Origin of the sequence: Thauera sp. 27 (assembly GCF_000310125.2) — a bacterium.
Lineage (GTDB): Bacteria > Pseudomonadota > Gammaproteobacteria > Burkholderiales > Rhodocyclaceae > Thauera > Thauera mechernichensis.
Map to the genome: position 1 here is coordinate 13,204 of NZ_AMXB01000012.1, position 17,823 is coordinate 31,026.

At 68.8% G+C, this 17,823-nt stretch carries 15 protein-coding genes and 1 riboswitch; of the genes, 13 read left to right on the forward strand and 2 right to left on the reverse strand.

The features are described 5' to 3' along the window. Positions 1 to 21: 21 nt before the first annotated feature. A complete protein-coding gene (lysS, locus tag B447_RS08305; RefSeq protein ID WP_002927836.1) occupies positions 22 to 1,521 on the reverse strand; it encodes a lysine--tRNA ligase in 1,500 nt (499 codons plus the stop codon). Positions 1,522 to 1,794: 273 nt separating this feature from the next. Between lysS and B447_RS08310 the strand changes: the two genes are divergently transcribed. From B447_RS08310 to cobJ, 11 genes are all read left to right on the forward strand, one after another. Continuing rightward, positions 1,795 to 3,582, forward strand: coding sequence for a methyl-accepting chemotaxis protein (locus B447_RS08310; RefSeq protein WP_002938632.1), 1,788 nt, complete (start codon positions 1,795 to 1,797; stop codon positions 3,580 to 3,582). A gap of 68 nt (positions 3,583 to 3,650) precedes the next feature. Continuing rightward, a riboswitch (cobalamin riboswitch) is annotated at positions 3,651 to 3,871 on the forward strand. Between the two features lie 157 nt (positions 3,872 to 4,028). Then, positions 4,029 to 4,640: a cob(I)yrinic acid a,c-diamide adenosyltransferase gene (gene cobO / locus B447_RS08315; protein ID WP_002927840.1), complete on the forward strand. Its 612-nt coding sequence runs from the start codon at positions 4,029 to 4,031 to the stop codon at positions 4,638 to 4,640. Between the two features lie 64 nt (positions 4,641 to 4,704). Next, on the forward strand, positions 4,705 to 5,781 hold the full coding sequence (cobW, locus tag B447_RS08320; RefSeq protein WP_002938636.1) for a cobalamin biosynthesis protein CobW: 1,077 nt from the start codon (positions 4,705 to 4,707) through the stop codon (positions 5,779 to 5,781). Between the two features lies 1 nt (position 5,782). Then, the gene (gene cobN, locus B447_RS08325) at positions 5,783 to 9,553 is read left to right on the forward strand and encodes a cobaltochelatase subunit CobN (protein WP_002938637.1); all 3,771 of its coding nucleotides are present in this window, start codon (positions 5,783 to 5,785) and stop codon (positions 9,551 to 9,553) included. Next, positions 9,550 to 10,569 carry an ATP-binding protein gene (locus tag B447_RS08330; RefSeq protein ID WP_002938638.1) on the forward strand — a complete coding sequence of 340 codons (1,020 nt, stop codon included), beginning with the start codon at positions 9,550 to 9,552 and terminating at the stop codon, positions 10,567 to 10,569. Before cobN ends, B447_RS08330 begins: the two co-directional genes overlap by 4 nt. 128 nt (positions 10,570 to 10,697) lie before the next feature. Next, positions 10,698 to 11,234, forward strand: a complete 537-nt coding sequence (locus tag B447_RS08335; RefSeq protein WP_002938639.1) for a vWA domain-containing protein — start codon at positions 10,698 to 10,700, stop codon at positions 11,232 to 11,234. A gap of 42 nt (positions 11,235 to 11,276) precedes the next feature. Then, entirely contained in the window at positions 11,277 to 11,957 is a 681-nt protein-coding gene (locus B447_RS08340; RefSeq protein WP_002938641.1) for an energy-coupling factor ABC transporter permease, read from the forward strand. 73 nt (positions 11,958 to 12,030) lie between these two features. Further along, entirely contained in the window at positions 12,031 to 13,266 is a 1,236-nt protein-coding gene (locus B447_RS08345) for a cobalamin biosynthesis protein CobG (protein ID WP_232431589.1), read from the forward strand. Further along, positions 13,266 to 13,895, forward strand: a complete 630-nt coding sequence (locus tag B447_RS08350; protein ID WP_002938645.1) for a precorrin-8X methylmutase — start codon at positions 13,266 to 13,268, stop codon at positions 13,893 to 13,895. Before B447_RS08345 ends, B447_RS08350 begins: the two co-directional genes overlap by 1 nt. Before the next feature lie 2 nt (positions 13,896 to 13,897). Beyond that, complete coding sequence (gene cobI, locus B447_RS08355) at positions 13,898 to 14,695, forward strand: precorrin-2 C(20)-methyltransferase (RefSeq protein WP_002938647.1); 798 nt, start codon at positions 13,898 to 13,900, stop codon at positions 14,693 to 14,695. Next, positions 14,692 to 15,453, forward strand: coding sequence for a precorrin-3B C(17)-methyltransferase (cobJ, locus tag B447_RS08360; protein WP_002938650.1), 762 nt, complete (start codon positions 14,692 to 14,694; stop codon positions 15,451 to 15,453). Before cobI ends, cobJ begins: the two co-directional genes overlap by 4 nt. Here cobJ and B447_RS08365 read toward each other — a convergent pair. Next, a complete protein-coding gene (locus B447_RS08365) occupies positions 15,417 to 16,226 on the reverse strand; it encodes a cobalt-precorrin-6A reductase (RefSeq protein ID WP_002938657.1) in 810 nt (269 codons plus the stop codon). The two genes, cobJ and B447_RS08365, sit on opposite strands and share 37 nt — an antisense overlap. Between B447_RS08365 and B447_RS08370 the strand changes: the two genes are divergently transcribed. Both B447_RS08370 and B447_RS08375 read left to right on the forward strand, forming a co-directional pair. Beyond that, complete coding sequence (locus B447_RS08370; RefSeq protein ID WP_002938660.1) at positions 16,225 to 17,445, forward strand: bifunctional cobalt-precorrin-7 (C(5))-methyltransferase/cobalt-precorrin-6B (C(15))-methyltransferase; 1,221 nt, start codon at positions 16,225 to 16,227, stop codon at positions 17,443 to 17,445. The genes B447_RS08365 and B447_RS08370 overlap by 2 nt on opposite strands. Next, positions 17,442 to 17,822 (forward strand): cobalamin biosynthesis protein, encoded by a 381-nt coding sequence (locus B447_RS08375; protein ID WP_002938662.1) that lies wholly within the window; start codon positions 17,442 to 17,444, stop codon positions 17,820 to 17,822. Before B447_RS08370 ends, B447_RS08375 begins: the two co-directional genes overlap by 4 nt. Position 17,823 lies beyond the last annotated feature (1 nt).

Sequence of the window (17,823 nt, forward strand, 5' to 3'; positions counted from 1 at the left end):
GCGTGATGCGTGCTCAGTCGCTCATTCCATGCGCATTTGCGGGAAGAGGATGACGTCGCGGATTGACGGCGAGTCGGTGAGCAGCATCACCAGGCGGTCGATGCCGATGCCGCAGCCGCCGGTCGGGGGCAAGCCGTACTCGAGCGCGCGGATGTAGTCGGCGTCGAAATACATGGCCTCCTCGTCGCCGGCTTCCTTGGCCTCGACCTGCGCACGGAAGCGCGCGGCCTGGTCCTCGGGGTCGTTGAGCTCGGAGAAGCCGTTGGCGATCTCGCGGCCGACGATGAAGAGCTCGAAGCGCTCGGTGATCTCGGGGTCGGTGTCGGAGGCGCGTGCCAGCGGCGAAACCTCGACCGGGTAGTCGATGATGAAGGTCGGCTCCCACAGTTCGGCTTCGGCGCAGGCTTCGAAAAGCTGCAGCTGCAGGCTGCCCAGGCCGCCCGGCTTCACCTTCTCGCCGAAGTCCTTGATCTTCTGCTTGAGCCACGCCGCGTCCGCCAGCTGCTCCAGCGTGAAGCCCGGGTGGTACTTGCGAATCGCCTCGACGATGGTGAGGCGGTGGAAGGGCTTGGAGAGGTCGAGCTCACGCCCCTGGTACACGAAGGATTCGGTGCCCAGCGCCTCGCGTGCGGCGTGGCGGATCAGGCCTTCGGTGAAGTCCATCAGCGTCTTGTAGTTCGCGTACGCCTCGTAGAACTCCATCATGGTGAATTCTGGGTTGTGGCGCGGGCTGAGGCCTTCGTTGCGGAAGTTGCGGTTGACCTCGAACACCTTCTCGAAGCCGCCCACCACCAGGCGCTTGAGGTAGAGCTCGGGCGCGATACGCAGGAACAGCTCCATGTCGAGCGCATTGTGGTGGGTGGTGAAGGGCTTGGCTGCGGCGCCACCCGGGATCGGGTGCATCATCGGCGTCTCGACCTCGAGGAAGCCGTGGCCTGTCATGTAGTTGCGGATCGACTGCACCATGCGGCTGCGCGCCACGAAGGTGAAGCGCGACTGCTCGCTCATGATGAGGTCGACATAGCGTTGGCGGTACTTCTGCTCGACGTCGGTAAGGCCGTGGAACTTGTCCGGCAGCGGACGCAGGCTCTTGGTGAGCAGGCGGATCTCGCTGGCCTTGACCGACAGTTCGCCGGTCTTGGTCTTGAACACCGTGCCGACGCAGCCGACGATGTCGCCGATGTCCCAGGTCTTGAACTGGGCATACACGTCCTCGCCCACGCCGTCGCGCTGCACGTAGAGCTGGATGCGGCCCGACAGGTCCTGGATGGTGACGAAGCTCGCCTTGCCCATCACGCGCTTCAACATGATGCGGCCGGCCACCTTGACCTCGACCGGCATGGCTTCCAGCGCCTCGGCGTCTTTCTCGCCATACAGCTCGTCGAGCTTGCCGGCGGTGTTCTCGCGCGAGAAGTCGTTGGGGAAGGCACGGCCGCTCTGGCGCCAGGCAGCGAGTTTCTCGCGACGCTCGGCGATCAGGTGGTTTTCGTCCTGCGGCGGGGTGTTCGTCTGGTCGGACATGGTGTGGATTCGGGTCGGATGGAAATTCGTGGGCGCCGGCGCGGTGCCAGCGGCAAAGGCGTGATTGTCGCAGGCGGAGGGGGGGCAGGGCAATTGCGGCAGGGCAGCGCTGCCATCCCTTTCTGCCAGAGGGAGGGGGCAACCGCGGGGTGACGGCGGCGCGGCAACGGGGCGTGCATTGTTTCTCGGAAATATTTCGCGAACCGCCCTAAAGTGCGTGCTCTGCACTCCGATAGTGGTATCACCGATCCTATTCGTCCCAGGAACCAGGAAATGAGCAGTTTCCGCGAGCTATACGAATCCGTCGAAAAGACGTTCTGGAACTCTCTGACCAAGAAGCTCAGCAGCTTCCTGTTGCTGCCGCTGCTGAACATCTGCTATCTCGTTCTGTTCTGGTGGCAGTCGGCCGAGATCGAGCGTCTCATTGCACGAGGGCCCGAGGCGGCGGCCGGCATTACGGCGATGCTGGACAAGGGCTTCGTCATTGCGGTCTTCCTGAGCGCCCTTGCGCTGGTGATGACGGTCGGACACATCCTCTACATGCGCCACCTGATCGTGCGTCCGGTGCGCGCCATCTGTGGCGTGTTCGAAGAGATCGCGCGCGGCGAAGGTGACTTCTCGCGCAACCTGCCGGTGAGCAGTCATGACGAACTCCGCGACCTGGCCCTCGGTTACAACCGCTTTGCCGACCGCATGCGCGAGATCATCGGCGAAGTGCGGAACATGAGCGTCAAGATTGCGCGCGAGGCCGTGCAGGTCAAGCTGCGCATCGAGGAGTCGGCCGCAGGCGCGCGCGAGCAGGAGCGCATGACCACTCAGGTTTTCGAAACCAGCACCGCCTCCACCGCGGCGATTGATGACGTCTCCCACAGTGCGCACCAGATCACCGACTCGACCAACGCCAACCTTGCCATTGCGCGTGATTCGCTGGTCGAGATGCAGGAGATTGCGGGCAAGATCAACACCGTCAGCGACAAGGTGCTCAGGTTCAACACCACGGTGGACGACCTGTCCACGCGTTCGGAGAGTGTCAAGCAGATCGCCGTGCTGATTCGCGAGATCGCAGACCAGACCAATCTGCTGGCGCTCAATGCCGCGATCGAGGCAGCGCGTGCCGGCGAGGCGGGGCGTGGCTTTGCCGTGGTCGCGGACGAGGTGCGCAAGCTGGCCGAGCGCGTCAACAAGGCCACCGAGGAGATCGTAGGCAACATCAATGGCATGCTGGGCCTGGTGGCGAACACCCGCAGCGAGAACGAGATCATCAATGTCGACGTGCAGGATACGCGGACGGTGGTCGAGCGCTCTGCGCGTCAGTTCGAGCACATGGTCGGCGAGTTCGAAGCCACAGGACAGCAGCTGAGCCAGATCGCCAGCGCGATGGAGTCGTTGAGCAGCACCAATGCCCGCGTGCACGAGAGTGTCACCGCCATCAACCAGCTGTCGGCCAAGGTTGGCGAGCAGATGCAGGACAGCGAGCAGCGAACGGTCGGGCTGACCAAGGCGACCGAGGCGGTACAGGAACTGGTGTCGCGCTTCAAGATCGGCCGCGGGACCTTTGACCAGGTGGTCGACCAGACCCGCATCTTCCGCGACCGCATCCAGGAACAGCTCGAGCAGATGGCGGCCAACCACGTCGATGTCTTCGATCGTCGCTATACGCCGATGGCCGGCACCAACCCGCCCAAGTTCAAGGTGAGCTGGGGCGAGGAGTTCACCCGCCGCTGCCAGGCCATCCTCGACGGTAGCCTCAATGCCGCGCAAGGCGCAGCGTTTGCCGTGGCGGTCAATACCGACAGCTACCTGTCGACCCACAACAGCAAGTTTTCCAAGCCGTTGACCGGCAATTACGAGGCTGATCTGGTCGGCAACCGTACCTGCCGCAAGTTCGACCGCCCACCCGAGCTGCGCGCGGCGCGCAATACCGAGTCGATGTTGTTGCAGACCTATCTGCGTGACACCGGCGAGGTGCTGTGCGACATCGCCATGCCGATCATGGTGGGTGGCCGGCACTGGGGCAATGTGCGGGTCGGTGTGCCTGCCGAATCCCTCATCGCCGACTGAACTGAATACCCGCATGGGGCATGCCGGCAGCAAGACGGCTTGCCCTGTGGGACTGCGGCGGCGTATAGTCCGCCCCGTATCGAACGGGAGCGCCTGGATGAGTCCTCATCCGGGTGTGAAACGGGAAGTCCGGTGAAGCGAGGCCATAGGCCCGCCATTCCGGCGCAGCCCCCGCTGCTGTAAGCCTGACGGTGCCATCAATCAATGCCACTGGAGCACACTGCTCCGGGAAGGCGATGGCAACCGGACGAAGGTGAGCCAGAAGACCGACCCGCTCGATCAGACAGGTAAGTGCCCCGGGGTGCGGGCAAGTGCCGACTGCTTGAGCGGATCCATGATCCGCCCGCGTCCTGCCCGATCCGAGTCTCTGCGGTATCGCACGCGTTCATGCTGTCGCCATTGTTCCGCCCTCCGCTTACACCTTGGAAGACTTGGAGCGCGGAACGATGGATGAGAACAGGAAGCACAGCCACAACGAACGCATGCAGCGCAAGAAGGAGGTGGTCGATGCGGCCATCGAGCGCGCGCAGGAAGAACGCGGCATCGTCATCCTGATCACCGGCAACGGTAAGGGCAAGACGACCTCCGCCTTCGGCACCCTCTATCGTGCACTCGGCCATGGCCAGCAAGCGGGCGTGGTGCAGTTCATCAAGGGCACCCATGCTACCGGCGAGGTGGCCTTCCTGCAGCGCAACCCGGGCGCCTGCGCCGTGCGCTACCACGCGATGGCCACCGGCTTCACCTGGAACACGCAGAACTGGGACGCCGACAAGCGCGCCGCCGACGAAGCCTGGGCGCAGGCCGTCGCCATGCTCGCCGACCCGGCGCTGAGCCTCGTCGTGCTCGACGAGCTCACCTACATGCTCAAGTACAACTACCTCGACACCGAACAGGTGCTCGCCGCGGTGCGCGCGCGCCCGCCGAAGCAGACCGTGATCATTACCGGTCGCGCAGCCAAGCCCGAACTCGTCGACCTGGCCGACACGGTCAGCGAGATCGCCGACCGCAAGCATGCCTTCAAGGCCGGGGTGAAGGCCCAGGCCGGCATCGACTTCTGAGCGCCTGGCGCTTGCCTGCCGCACACATCCTGCGATCACACCCTCGCGCCCCCGGAGCATCCCGATGAGCATTCGCCCCAAGATCCCCGCCACCATCGTCACCGGCTTCCTCGGCAGCGGCAAGACGACCCTGCTGCGCCACATCCTCGCCCATGCGGGCGGGCGGCGAATCGCCGTCATCGTCAACGAGTTCGGTGAACTCGGCATCGACGGTGAGATCCTGCGCGGCTGCGGCATCGGCTGCGAGGATGAGGGGGGCGAGCGTGTTGGCCAGCTCTATGAGCTGGCCAACGGTTGCCTGTGCTGCACCGTTCAGGAGGAGTTCTACCCGGTGATGCGCGAGCTCATCGCACGCCGCGACGACATCGACCACATCCTCATCGAGACCTCCGGCCTCGCCCTGCCCAAGCCGCTGGTGCAGGCCTTCAACTGGCCCGAGATCCGCAACGCCTGCACTGTGGACGCGGTGATCACCGTGGTGGACGTGCCCGCCGCCGCGGCCGGCCAGTTCGCGGCCAACCCGCAGGCGGTGGACGCGCAGCGCCGAGCCGACGCCAACCTCGACCACGAGTCGCCGCTGCACGAGCTTTTCGAGGACCAGCTGTCGGCAGCCGATCTGGTGATCCTGTCCAAGACCGATCTTGCCGACGAGACGGCACGCGCTACCGTCGAGGCCCTGGTACGCGAGGAACTGCCACCTGCAGTGAAGGTGGTCGCGAGCGAGCACGGGCGTATCGACCTCGACCTCGTCCTTGGCCTGGGCGCTGCCGCCGAGGACAACATCCACCTGCGTGCGAGCCACCACGACCATGAAGAGGGCGACGCCCACGACCATGACCACGACGCCTTCCAGTCGGTCTCGGTCGAGCTGCCCGCGGTCGATCGCGAGCGCCTGCTTGCCATCCTCCATGATCTGGTTCAGGCCCACACCATCTATCGCATCAAGGGCTTCGTGGCCCTGCCGGGCAAGCCGATGCGCCTGGTCGTGCATGGCGTCGGCCGGCGCTTCGACAGCTACTTCGACCGGCGCTGGCTGGCGGACGAGACGCCGCGTACCCGCCTGGTGCTGATCGGCGAGGACCTCGACGCCAGCGCTCTGGCGGCTGCGCTCGCCGTTGCCGAAGCGGTCGAGACCGCCTGACATGCACCTGCTGGCGGCACAGGCCGGAGGCTTCGTGGAGGACGACTCGGTGGTCACGCGCATCGCGCAGGACCCGGCTGACATCGTCATCCTCAGCGCTGCCGACACAACCCTGGCCCTGCTCGCCGCGGCCTGCCCCGGGGAGGGGTTCCCGAGCGTGCGCCTGGCCAACCTCCTGCATCTGCGTCAGCCTGCGTCGGTGGACCTCTACCTCGACGAGGTGCTGCAGCACGCGCGGGTGGTCGTCATCGACCATCTCGGCGGTGAGAGCTACTGGCCCTACGGCACCGAGCAGGTTGGCCAGGTGTGCCGGGCACATGGCATCGCGCTGGTGATGTTCTCGGGCGATGCGACCGAGGACACCAACCTGCTCATGAAGGGCAGTGTCGACGTCGAGCTTGCACGCACGCTATGGCGCTACCTGCGCGAGGGCGGGCCGGCGAATGCGCGCAATTTCTATCGTTTCATCGGTGCGCAGTTCTTTGGCCTGGATGATGTGCCCGAACCGCCGCGCCCCTTGCCAGCGGTGGCGGTCTTCCATCCTGCGCACGATCTCGGGGCGCTCGCGCACTGGCAGGCCGACTGGGAGGACGGTGCACCCTGCGTGCCCGTGCTGTTCTACCGTGCCCACCTGCAGGCCGGCAATACCGCCGCCTTCGCCGCCTTGTGCGCCGCCTTGCAGGCGCGCGGCATGAATCCGCTGCCGCTCGCCGTAACCTCGCTCAAGGATCCGCAGTGCATCGACAGCCTGCGTGCGCTGGCGACCGAGCAGGGCGCAGCGCTCATCCTCAACACCACCGCGTTCTCGCGTGCCGCGCTCGACGAGCCCGGCGACCATGCGCTTGCGGGCGACGTGCCGGTACTGCAATTGGTGCTCTCCGGCGGCAACGAGGCACTATGGCGCGCCGACCCCCACGGGCTGGCGCCGCGCGACATCGCCATGCACATCGCCATGCCCGAGGTCGACGGCCGCATCATCACGCGTGCGGTGAGCTTCAAGGGGCTCGACCACCGCTGCGAGGCGACGCAGAGCGACGTCGTGCAGTACCGCCCCGAGCCCGGGCGCATGGATTTCGTGGCCGAACTGGCGCAGCGCTGGTGCCGGTTGCGCACCCTGGCCAACGCTGACAAGCGCCTTGCCCTCATCCTCGCCAACTACCCGGTGCGCGACGGACGGCTGGGCAACGGCGTCGGCCTCGATACCCCGGCCTCGGTGCTCGCCATTCTCGATCGCCTGCAGGCCGAGGGCTACGCGGTGTCCGACCGTCCTGCCGACGGCGAGGCGCTGATGGCGCAGCTGCGCGCGGGCATCACCAACGACCCCGACAACTGGGCGCTGCGACCGGCGCAGCAGAGCCTGGCGCTGGCCGACTACCTGAGCTTCCTCGAGTGCCTGCCGGCGGCCTGCCGTGAGGCCATCGTCCAGCGCTGGGGGGCGCCCGAAACCGACCCGATGCTGCGTCAAGGGCGCTTCATGATCGCCGGCCTGCGCTGCGGCCAGGTCTTCGTTGGCATCCAGCCCGCGCGCGGCTACCAGCTCGACCCGATGGCGAGCTACCACGATCCCGACCTCGTGCCGCCGCATCATTACCTTGCCTTCTACCTGTGGCTGCGCGCGCACTGGCGCTGCGACGCCATCGTGCACGTGGGCAAGCACGGCAACCTGGAGTGGCTGCCGGGCAAGAGCGTTGCGCTGTCCGAGACGTGCTGGCCGGATCTGGTGTTCGGGCCGATGCCGCACCTGTATCCCTTCATCGTCAATGATCCGGGTGAGGGCACCCAGGCCAAGCGCCGTGCGCAGGCGGTCATCATCGACCACCTGATGCCGCCGCTGACGCGTGCCGAGAGCTACGGCCCGACGCGCGACCTCGAGCGCATGGTCGACGAGTACTACGAGGCGGTCATGCTCGACCGCAGCCGCGCCGACCTGCTGCGCTGCCAGATCCTCGACCACATCCTGCGCCACGACTTGCACCGCGACCTCGGCCTGGCCGCGCCGGCCACGACCGAGGACGAGCAGCTGCTGCTCAACCGTACCGACGCCTACCTGTGCGAACTCAAGGAGGCGCAGATCCGCGACGGCCTGCACGTGTTCGGCCATTCGCCCACCGGCCGCCTTCGCCGCGACACGCTGCTCGCCCTGGCACGCCATCCCGCTGGCGACGGGCAGGGCGCGCGCCAGGGGCTGACGCGCGCGCTCGCAGCCGATCTCGAACTCGGTACGGGCTTCGATCCGCTCGATGCCGACTGGGCCGCAGCCTGGGAGGGGCGGCGCCCGGCGGCGCTGGCGCAAGTGGATGCAGGCGCATGGCGCACCACCGGCGATACGCGCGAACGTCTCGAATTGCTGGCCTTGCAGGTGCTCGATCACGGCCTGCCCGCTGCAGATGACATGGCCTGGCCGGCGACGCGTGCCGTGCTTGCGCGCATCGACGCCGAGCTCAAGCCGCGTCTCGATGCCTGCGGCGAGCAGGAGCTGTACCAGCTCATGCGCGGCCTGTGCGGGCGCTTCGTGCCGGCCGGGCCGAGCGGGGCACCGACCCGCGGCCGGCCCGACGTGTTGCCCACCGGGCGCAACTTCTATTCGGTCGATACCCGCGCCGTACCGACCCAGACAAGCTGGACTCTGGGCCTGCGCTCGGCCGAGCGCCTGGTCGAGCGCCATGTCCAGGAGCATGGCGATTTCCCGCGTGCCATCGGGCTGTCGGTGTGGGGTACGGCAACCATGCGCACCGGTGGTGACGACATTGCGCAGGCCTTCGCCCTCATCGGCGTGCGTCCGAAATGGGCCGACGGCAGCCATCGCGTGAGCGACTTCGAGATCCTGCCGATGTCGCTGTTCGACCGCCCGCGCATCGACGTCACGCTGCGCGTGTCGGGCTTCTTCCGCGACGCCTTCGCCAACGTCATCCGGCTGTTCGACGCCGCGGTGCAGGCGGTCGCCGCGCTCGACGAACCCGCCGATGTGAACCCGATCCGCGCCCGCATCCTGGGCGAGGCGAGTGCGCTCGAGGCGCGCGGTTTTGCCTCCGTCGAGGCTCGCCGTCAGGCCGGTCACCGTGTCTTCGGTGCCAAGCCCGGGGCCTATGGCGCGGGACTTCAGGGCCTGATCGAAGGCCGTAACTGGGATAGCGATGCCGACCTGGCCGCCGCCTACCTCACCTGGGGTGGGCACGCCTACGGCCAGGACGACTATGGCACCCCCGCAAGCGACAGCTTTGCGAAGCGGCTGGCCGGAATCGACCTGGTCATGCAGAACCAGGACAACCGCGAGCATGATCTGCTCGATTCCGATGACTACTACCAGTTCCAGGGCGGCATGAGCGCGGCGGTACGCCACCTCTCGGGCAAGCAGCCGGCACTGTACTTCGGCGACCACAGCAACCCCGGCTCGCCGGCGATCCGCTCGCTTGCCGAGGAGATCAGCCGCGTCGTGCGCAGTCGCGCGACCAACCCGAAGTGGATCGAGGGCGTGATGCGCCACGGCTACAAGGGCGCGTTCGAGATGGCGGCGACGGTGGACTTTCTGTTTGCCTTCGATGCCACCGCGCGTGTCGTCCGCGACGACCAGTACGCCCGTGTCACCGACGCCTATCTGGAGGATGCCACTGCCCGCGACTTCCTCCAGCGCCACAACCCCGAAGCGCTCGCCGGCATCTGCGAGCGCCTGCTCGAAGCCATGGACCGAGGCCTGTGGCAGTCGCCCGGCGACTACCGTGGGCGTGTCGAGCAGCACTTGCTCGCTGCCGAACAGCGTGTGGAGGAACGATGAGCCCTGGTGCCAGCGTCGGCCTGCCGCCGGCCTTTCCCTTCGTCGCCCTGCATGGCCAGTCTGCGCTGCAGACGGCCTTGCTGCTGTCTACAGTCGATCCGCTGATCGGCGGCGTGCTGGTGGAGGGGCCGCGCGGCACCGCCAAGTCGACCGCCGCACGCGCGCTGGCAGCCCTGCTGCCGGGCGGGCGCTTCGTCAATCTGCCACTGTCGGCCAGTGAGGAACAGCTGGTGGGTACGCTCGACCTCGAGGCTGCCCTCAAGGCCGGCGACGTACGCTTCCGTCCCGGCCTGCTGGCGCGCGCACACGAGGGCGTGCTCTATGTAGACGAGGTCAATCTGCTCGCCGACGGTTTGGTGGATCTGCTGCTCGACGTGTGTGCGAGCGGTATCAATCACGTCGAACGCGACGGCATCAGCCACGTGCATCCGGCGCGCATCACGCTCGTTGGCACGATGAACCCCGAGGAGGGCGAGCTGAGGCCGCAACTGCTCGACCGCTTCGGCCTCTTCGTGCGTATCGGCAACGCCCTGGCGCCGGCTGCGCGCGAGGCCATCGTGCGTGCCCGCCTCGCCTTCGACGCCGATCCGGCGGGCTTCGTGGCCAGCCATGACGAAGCCCAGCGCATGCTCGGCGCACGTATCGTCGCGGCGCGTGCCGCGCTGCCGGCCATCGGCTTCGACGACCAGACCCATGCTGCCGTGGCGGCACGCTGCCATGCCGCGGCAGTGGAGGGGGTCCGCGCCGACCTGGTGATGTTGCGTGCGGCCCGCGCCCACGCCGCGCTCGAGGGGCGCACGCGCATCGAGGTCGCCGATGTCGATGCGGTCGCCGAACTGGTGCTCGCCCATCGACGCCAGGACGACGCCGAGCGCGCAGCGCAGCCGCCGGCGCCTGCACCGGCCACTGATCAGCCGCCGCCCGCCAGCGGCGAGGACTGGGGGGCGCTGCCTGCGCAGGACGTACCCATTGCTGCAGTCAAGAACGTGAGGCCGCTCAATGCAAAAAAGCCCTGACGCGTCTCGCAGCGCCCGGCAAGGGGGCTGCGGGACGCGCGCCGAACGCGCCGCAGCGCGCACGCGGGTGGCGCGTTGCCGGTGGCCGCATCGACTGGCCGCGCAGCCTTGCCGCCAAGGGGGTCGGCGTGCTCGAGCCCGCCCACCTGCGTCGTCGACCGCGCCCCGTGGGCAGCGCGTGCCTGCACTGCCTGGTGCTCGATTGCTCGGGCTCGATGCTGAAGGGGCGCCGTCTGGCGCTCGCCAAGGGTTTGCTGCTGGCGTGGACCGCTCAGCTCTACCGGCGGCGCGAGTCGCTCGCTGTGATCGGCTTCTCGGGCACTGCGGCGCGCGTGCTGCAGCCGCCGCGCAAGGCGGTCGCCTTCAACACGCGCTGGATCGCGCCCGTCGCCGGCGGCGGTGGGTCACCCGCCGCTTCGGCGGTGGTGCTCGCCGACCGCATGCTCGCCAGGCGTCGGCGCGCACGGGCAGGCGAGACAGTCCATCTCTGGCTGCTGTCGGACGTGCGCTTTGCCAGCCTGCCGCCGCGCCCGGTACATGCCACGCACTGCAGCGTCATCGATTTCGACGAGGGGCCGTTCGCCCTCGGTCGTGCGCGCCAGCTCGCGCAGCTTTGGGGTGCGGAGCATCTGTCCGCATCCGCTTTCGCGTCGGCCCTCGGCTGACGTTTCGTTCCACCACCCGTGCCTGAATCAGGAGAAAACACCATGCATATCGAACCGGGTATCGTCGAGGGCAGCAAGATCCTGCTCAGTTATGGCACCGCTGCGGCGGCCATCGGTTTTGCCGGCAAGCTCGTCGTGGATGCCGTCAAGCGTGACGGGGCAGCGGCAATCATGCTGCGCGCCGTGCTTGCCACCGCCCTGGTCTTCGCCTTCTTCGAGATCCTGCCCACGCAGGAAGTCGGCGTTTCCGAGGTCCACCTCATCCTTGGCTCTACGCTGCTGCTGCTCTTCGGCGCGGCGCCCACGGCGATCGGCCTGGCGCTGGGGCTGCTCGCCCAGGGGTTGTTCTTCGCTCCCGACGACCTGCCGCAGTACACGATGAACGTCACCACCTTGCTGGTGCCGCTGTTTGCCATCGCTGCGCTCGCACGCCGCATCATCCCAGCGAACACGCCCTACGTGGACCTGAGCTATGGCCAGGTGTTCAGGCTGTCGCTGGCCTACCAGGGCGGCATCGTCGCCTGGGTGGCGTTCTGGGCGCTCTATGGCCAGGGCGTGGGCGCGGACAACCTGAGCAATGTGTTCAGCTTTGGTGCTGCCTACATGCTGGTGGTCGTGCTCGAGCCGCTCGTTGACCTTGGCGTGCTCGCCGCGGCGAAGGCGCTTCATCAGCTCAAGGGCAGCATGGCTGTCGACAAGCGCCTGTACGAAGGCGCGCGCTGAGCTCGGGCACAGCCTCCGGCGGCGTGACGATTCGGCGCTGGAGGCGTGCCGCCTCTGAACTGGCAGACTGAAGATGACAGATAACGCGACCGCGCTGGCAGGAGCCCGTGTCGGGACGATGGCTGCGCCGCGCGTGCAGGGCTGGTGCCCGGGCGCGCTGCGGCCGATGATGTCGGGCGATGGCCTGGTACTGCGGCTGCGTCCGCGGCTCGCCCGCTTCACCCGCGACCAGATCCTTGGCATCTGCGCGGCAGCTCGCAGGCATGGCGCCGGCCTGGTTGACCTTACCAGCCGCGCCAACCTGCAGGTACGCGGCGTGCCCGAAGCGGCCTGGCCGCAGCTGCTCGACGCCTTCGGCGAGCTCGGCCTGCTCGACGCCGATGCTCGCCTGGAGGGGCGGCGGAACCTGCTGGTGGCGCCCGACTGGGTGGCGGGCGACGACACCGAGCGCCTTGCCATCGAGTTGGCGGGGCGCCTGGATGAACTCCCCGACCTGCCGGCCAAGGTCGGCTTCGTGATCGATGCCGGCGACGCGCCCCGGCTGCTCGGCGACCCGGGCGACTTCCGCATCGAGCGTGGCGAACAGGGTGGCTTGATCCTGCGCGCCGCAGGGAGGGTGCAAGGCGTTGAGGTCACTGCCGATGCGGCGGTTGACGCACTTATCGCCCTCGCTCACTGGTTCGCGGCAAGTGGCGGCGCTGCCGCCGGGCGCATGGTACGCCACCGGGCACCCCTGCCAGCCTGGGCCTGCGGAGCGCTGTTGCCTGCTGCTGCGGCAGCCCGCCTTGCCCCGGGCGCGCATCCGCTGGGGTGGGTATGCAGCCTGCCGTTCGGCCAGGCCGATGCGGCTGCGCTGGCCGATGCCGTGGTCGCGAGCGGCGCCAAGGCCGTGCGGATCACGCCTTGGCGGCAGCTGCTGCTCGAGGCGGCCCGGTCCGGTGTTTCTCACAAGCTCGACAGCGCCTGTACCGACAGCGACGCGTTGGCGGCAGCCGGCTGGCAGGTCGAAGCCTGCGCAGGCGCGCCGTATTGCGTGCAGGCGGGCGTCGACACCCGCGCGCTCGCGCTGCGCCTGGCGGCAGCAGCTGCGCAGGGTGGCCTGTCGCTGCCTGCGGCACTGGCGGATGCGCCGCGCCTGATCCACGTCTCCGGCTGCGCCAAGGGGTGCGCACACGCGGGCCCTGCAGCCATCTGCCTGACCGGTCGCGGTACGGCCTTCGATCTTGCCTTCGACGCCCGTCCCGGCGAGCCCGTGCACGCGGCGGGGCTGAGCCCGGCTGCCGTGCTCGAGCGTCTTGGAGTTCATTGATGCCCCATGTATTCGAAACCGACGGTGCGGCGATCTACCGCCAGTCCTTCGCCATGATCCGCGCCGAGGCCGAGCTCGGCCGTTTCGATGCCGATGAGGAGCCGGTCGCGGTGCGCATGATCCACGCTGCGGGCATGGTCGGGCTCGCGCCGTTCATCGAGTTCTCGCCCGGCTTCGCCGTCCGTGCGCGGGCCGCACTCGCCGCCGGAGCACCGATCCTGTGCGATGCGCGCATGGTGTCGGAGGGCATCACCCGTGCGCGCCTGCCGGCGGACAACGTCGTGCTGTGCACGCTGTCCGATCCGGCCGTGGCCGGCATGGCGCAGGCCATGAGAACAACCCGCTCGGCCGCTGCGCTGGAGTTGTGGCGGCCTCATCTGGAAGGCGCCGTGGTGGCCATCGGTAACGCGCCCACCGCGCTCTTCCATCTGCTCAACATGCTCGAGGACACCGCCTGCCCGCGCCCGGCGGCCATCATCGGCTGTCCGGTCGGCTTCGTCGGCGCGGTCGAGTCCAAGGATGCGCTTTGGGATGCACTGCCAGTGCCGAGCTGCATCGTGCGTGGCCGGCTGGGCGGCAGCGCGATCACCGTCGCGGCCGTCAATGCGCTCGCGAGTCGCAAGGAATGACAATGTTGAAGATCACCCCTTCCGTGATGGAACGCGTGCCGGCCGACACCCTGGGCGGCGCGCAGGCTGCGGCCACCGCGCTAGGCACCATCCATGGCGTTGGCCTCGGGCCTGGTGCGCAGGACCTGCTGAGCGTCCGCGCCGACCGTCTCGTGCGCGGCACCCGGCATGTAGCGTATTTCCGCAAGGCCGGGCGTGCCGGGCGTGCGCGGCGCATCGTCGAGGGTATGCTGCGTGACGACGTGGTCGAGTTTGCGATGGAGTACCCGGTCACCACCGAGATCCCCTTCAGCGACCCGCGCTACAACGCCTTGCTCGCCGAGTTCTACGCGGCATGCATCGAGCGCCTGCACGCCATTGCCCGCAGCGGCGAGGACGTGGTGGTGCTGTGCGAAGGCGATCCCTTCTTCTACGGCTCCTTCATGCACCTGTACGCACGTCTGCAGGGCGTGGTGCCGGTGCGCGTGGTGCCGGGCATCACCGGCATGTCGGGGGCATGGACGGTGAGTGGCACGCCGATCACCTGGGGCGACGACATGCTCACCGTGCTGATGGCCACGCTGCCGGAGGAGGATCTCGCGCGCCGTATCCGCGACACCGATGCGCTCGCGGTGATGAAGGTCGGACGCAACCTGCCCAAGCTGCGCCGCGCAGTGGCTGCGGCCGGGCGCGAGGACGAGGCCTGGCTGGTCGAGTACGCGACCATGCCAGAGGAGCGCGTGACGCGCCTGCGCGACGCCAGCGATGCCACGCCGTATTTCTCGATCCTGCTCATCCACGGCCAGGGGCGGCGTCCATGAGCGGCTGGCTGGCAATCGCCGGGCTCGGCCCGGGCGGGCAGGCGCTGGTGACACCGCAGGTGGCCGCCGCCCTCGAGGCCGCCAGCGACGTGGTGGGCTACTTCCCCTATGTGGACCGGGTGCCGGTGCGCGCCGGCCAGGCCCGCCATGCCTCGGACAATCGCGAGGAGCTGGCGCGCGCCCGGCACGCGCTGGCCTTGGCCGCATCCGGTCGTGGGGTGGTGGTCGTGTCCTCGGGCGACCCTGGCGTGTTCGCCATGGCGTCCGCGGTGTGCGAGGCGCTCGAGCATGGGCCGGCCGCCTGGGGCGATGTCGAGGTACAGGTGCTGCCCGGCATCACTGCGATGCTGGCTGCCAGTGCGCGTGCCGGCGCCCCGCTTGGGCATGACTTCTGCGCCATCAACCTGTCCGACAACCTCAAGCCGTGGACGCTGATCGAGCGCCGCCTGCGCCTTGCGGTCGAGGCCGACTTTGCCATCGCGCTCTACAACCCGCGCTCGCGGTCGAGGCCCGAGGGCTTCGCGCGCACGCTCGCGGTGTTGCGCGAGGTGTGCACGGACGATCGCCTGATTCTCTTCGCGCGCGCGGTGAGCACACCGGACGAGCGCCTCGAGGTGGTCCCGCTCGGCGCTGCGCACGCCGAGATGGCCGACATGCGCACCGTGGTGATCATCGGCTCCAGCCTGACGCGGCTGCTGCAGCGTCCGGCCGGCGCCTTGCTCTACACCCCGCGCGCCACCCCGGGGGTAGCGCCGTGACCCAGCCAGGCGAGTACCGCGTCAGCCTCGTGCACCTCTGTGCGCGCGGGCAGGACGGGGCGCTGCACCATCAGCACCGGCACGCCGAGTTGGCGTGCCGCGGCGAGCTTGGCGCTCGCGCCCTCGCCGCCGGCGTTCTTGCTGACGACGAGTTCGATACGGTGGCGCTGCAGCAGTGCGAGGTCACCGGCGACATCGAAGGGACCGCGGTCGACCACCACGTGGTGGTCGGGCAGGGGGATCGGCGCGGCCGGCGGGTCGACCAGGCGCAGCACGTAATGATGCTGGGGCTGCGCGGCGAATTCGGCCAGGTGCATGCGGCCGAGCGCGAGCAGCACCCGGCGGGGCGCACCGCCAAGCGCAGCGACGGCGGACGGCATGTCGGCGACCGTTTGCCAGCGGTCTCCAGCCTGCGCGGTCCATGCCGGGCGGGTGAGGGCGATCAGCGGCACGCCCGCCTGGCGGGCTGCCGCGATCGCATTGGCGCTCATGCGCGCGGCGAAGGGGTGGGTGGCGTCAATGAGGTGGGTGATGCGTTCGTCCGCCAGGTAGCGCACCAGGCCGTCGACGCCGCCGAAGCCGCCGACGCGCGTCGGCAGGGGCTGCGGGCGGGGCGCCTGCACGCGCCCGGCGTAGCTGTAGCAGGCCCGTATGCTGCTTGCTGCGAGCACTTGAGCGAGCGCGCCGGCCTCGGTGGTACCGCCGAGGACAAGGACATTGGGAGCGTGCTTGGGGGAGACTCTGGGGAGGGGCTTGTGGTGGAGATCGGGCATGGATGAATCGCGCAGCCCTGCGTGGCTGACCATCGTCGGAGTCGGCGAGGATGGCATGGCGGGGCTGGCCGAGGCAAGCCGCGCTGCGCTCGCCGGTGCCGAGTTCGTGATCGGGGCGCAGCGCCATCTCGGCCTCGTGCCCGCGGTCGCCAGCCCCGGTGCCGAACGCATCGAGTGGCCGGTGCCGTTTGCTGACGGCATCGAGCGGCTGCTCGCGCTGCGTGGCCGGCGGGTGGTGATGCTGGCCTCGGGCGACCCCTTCTGCCTGGGTGGCGGCAGCGTGGTTGCGCGCCATCTCGCCGTTGGCGAGTGGACCGCGCTGCCTGCGCCTTCGGTGTTCAGCCTTGCTGCGGCTCGCCTGGGCTGGCCGTTGGAGCGCACCGTCTGCGTGGGCCTGCATGCGGCGCCGCTCGGCCGGCTGCGCGCGCAGTTGGCGCCGAGGCTGCGCATGCTCGTCACCCTGCGCGATGGCGCGGCCGTCGCCAGCCTGGCGCACTGGCTGGTGGCGCAAGGCTTTGGTGCCAGCACGCTGCATGTGCTCGAAGCCCTCGGCGGCGTGCGTGAGCGCACGCGTACCACCCTTGCCGCAGGCTACGCATTCTCCGATGTGGCGCATCCCGTGGTGGTGGGCATCGAGGCCGCGGCCGAGGCGCGCGCTGTGGTGCCGCGCGCGTGCGGCCTGCCTGATGGCTTGTTCGAGCACGACGGCCAGATCACCAAGCGGCCGATGCGCGCGCTCACCCTGTCGGCCTTGGCGCCGCGGCCCGGCGAGCATTTGTGGGACATCGGCACCGGGTCGGGATCGATCGCGATCGAGTGGCTGCTTGCCCACCCTGCGAATGCGGCCACAGCCTTCGAGGCCGACCCGCGGCGTGCGCAGCGCGCGCGCAGCAATGCATGCGCGCTTGGCGTCGACTGCCTGCAGGTCATCGAGGGACGCGCGCCGGCCGTGCTCGATGGCCAGCCCTTGCCCGATGCCGTATTCGTTGGCGGCGGGCTGTCGGCGGCGTTGCTCGAGGCCTTGTGGGCCTGGCTACGCCCGGGTACGCGCGTGGTCTGCAACGCGGTGACCCTGGAGTCGGAGGCCTTGCTCGCACAGTGGCAGGCTGTCCATGGCGGTACGCTGCTGCGCATCGAGCTGGCCGAGGCGGCGGCGCTCGGCAGTCGCCGGGGCTGGAAGTCGGCTTACCCGGTCGTGCAGTGGAGCACCTGCCGATGATCGTCGCTGGCTTCGGCTGCCGGGCAGGGGCGTCTGCTGCCGCCTTGCAGGCCGCGCTCGACGCGGCACTGGTCACGATGCGTGCACGCCGCCCTGGTCTGCCGGGCCCCGATGTGCTGGCGGCGCCGCTCGACCGCCTTGCCATGCTCGAGCCGCTGGCTGATGCGCTCGGGGCCCGACTCGTCGGTGTCGATGAAGTTGCCTTGCGCGGGCAGCATACTCCGACGCGCTCGCTTCGCATCCTCGCCGTACGCGGCTGTGGCAGTGTCGCCGAGGCCGCGGCGCTGGCCACGGCCGGACCGCTATCGCGCTTGCTTGTCGCGCGGCACATTTCCCCCGACCGCAGCGCCACATGTGCGCTCGCCCAAGGATCCTAGA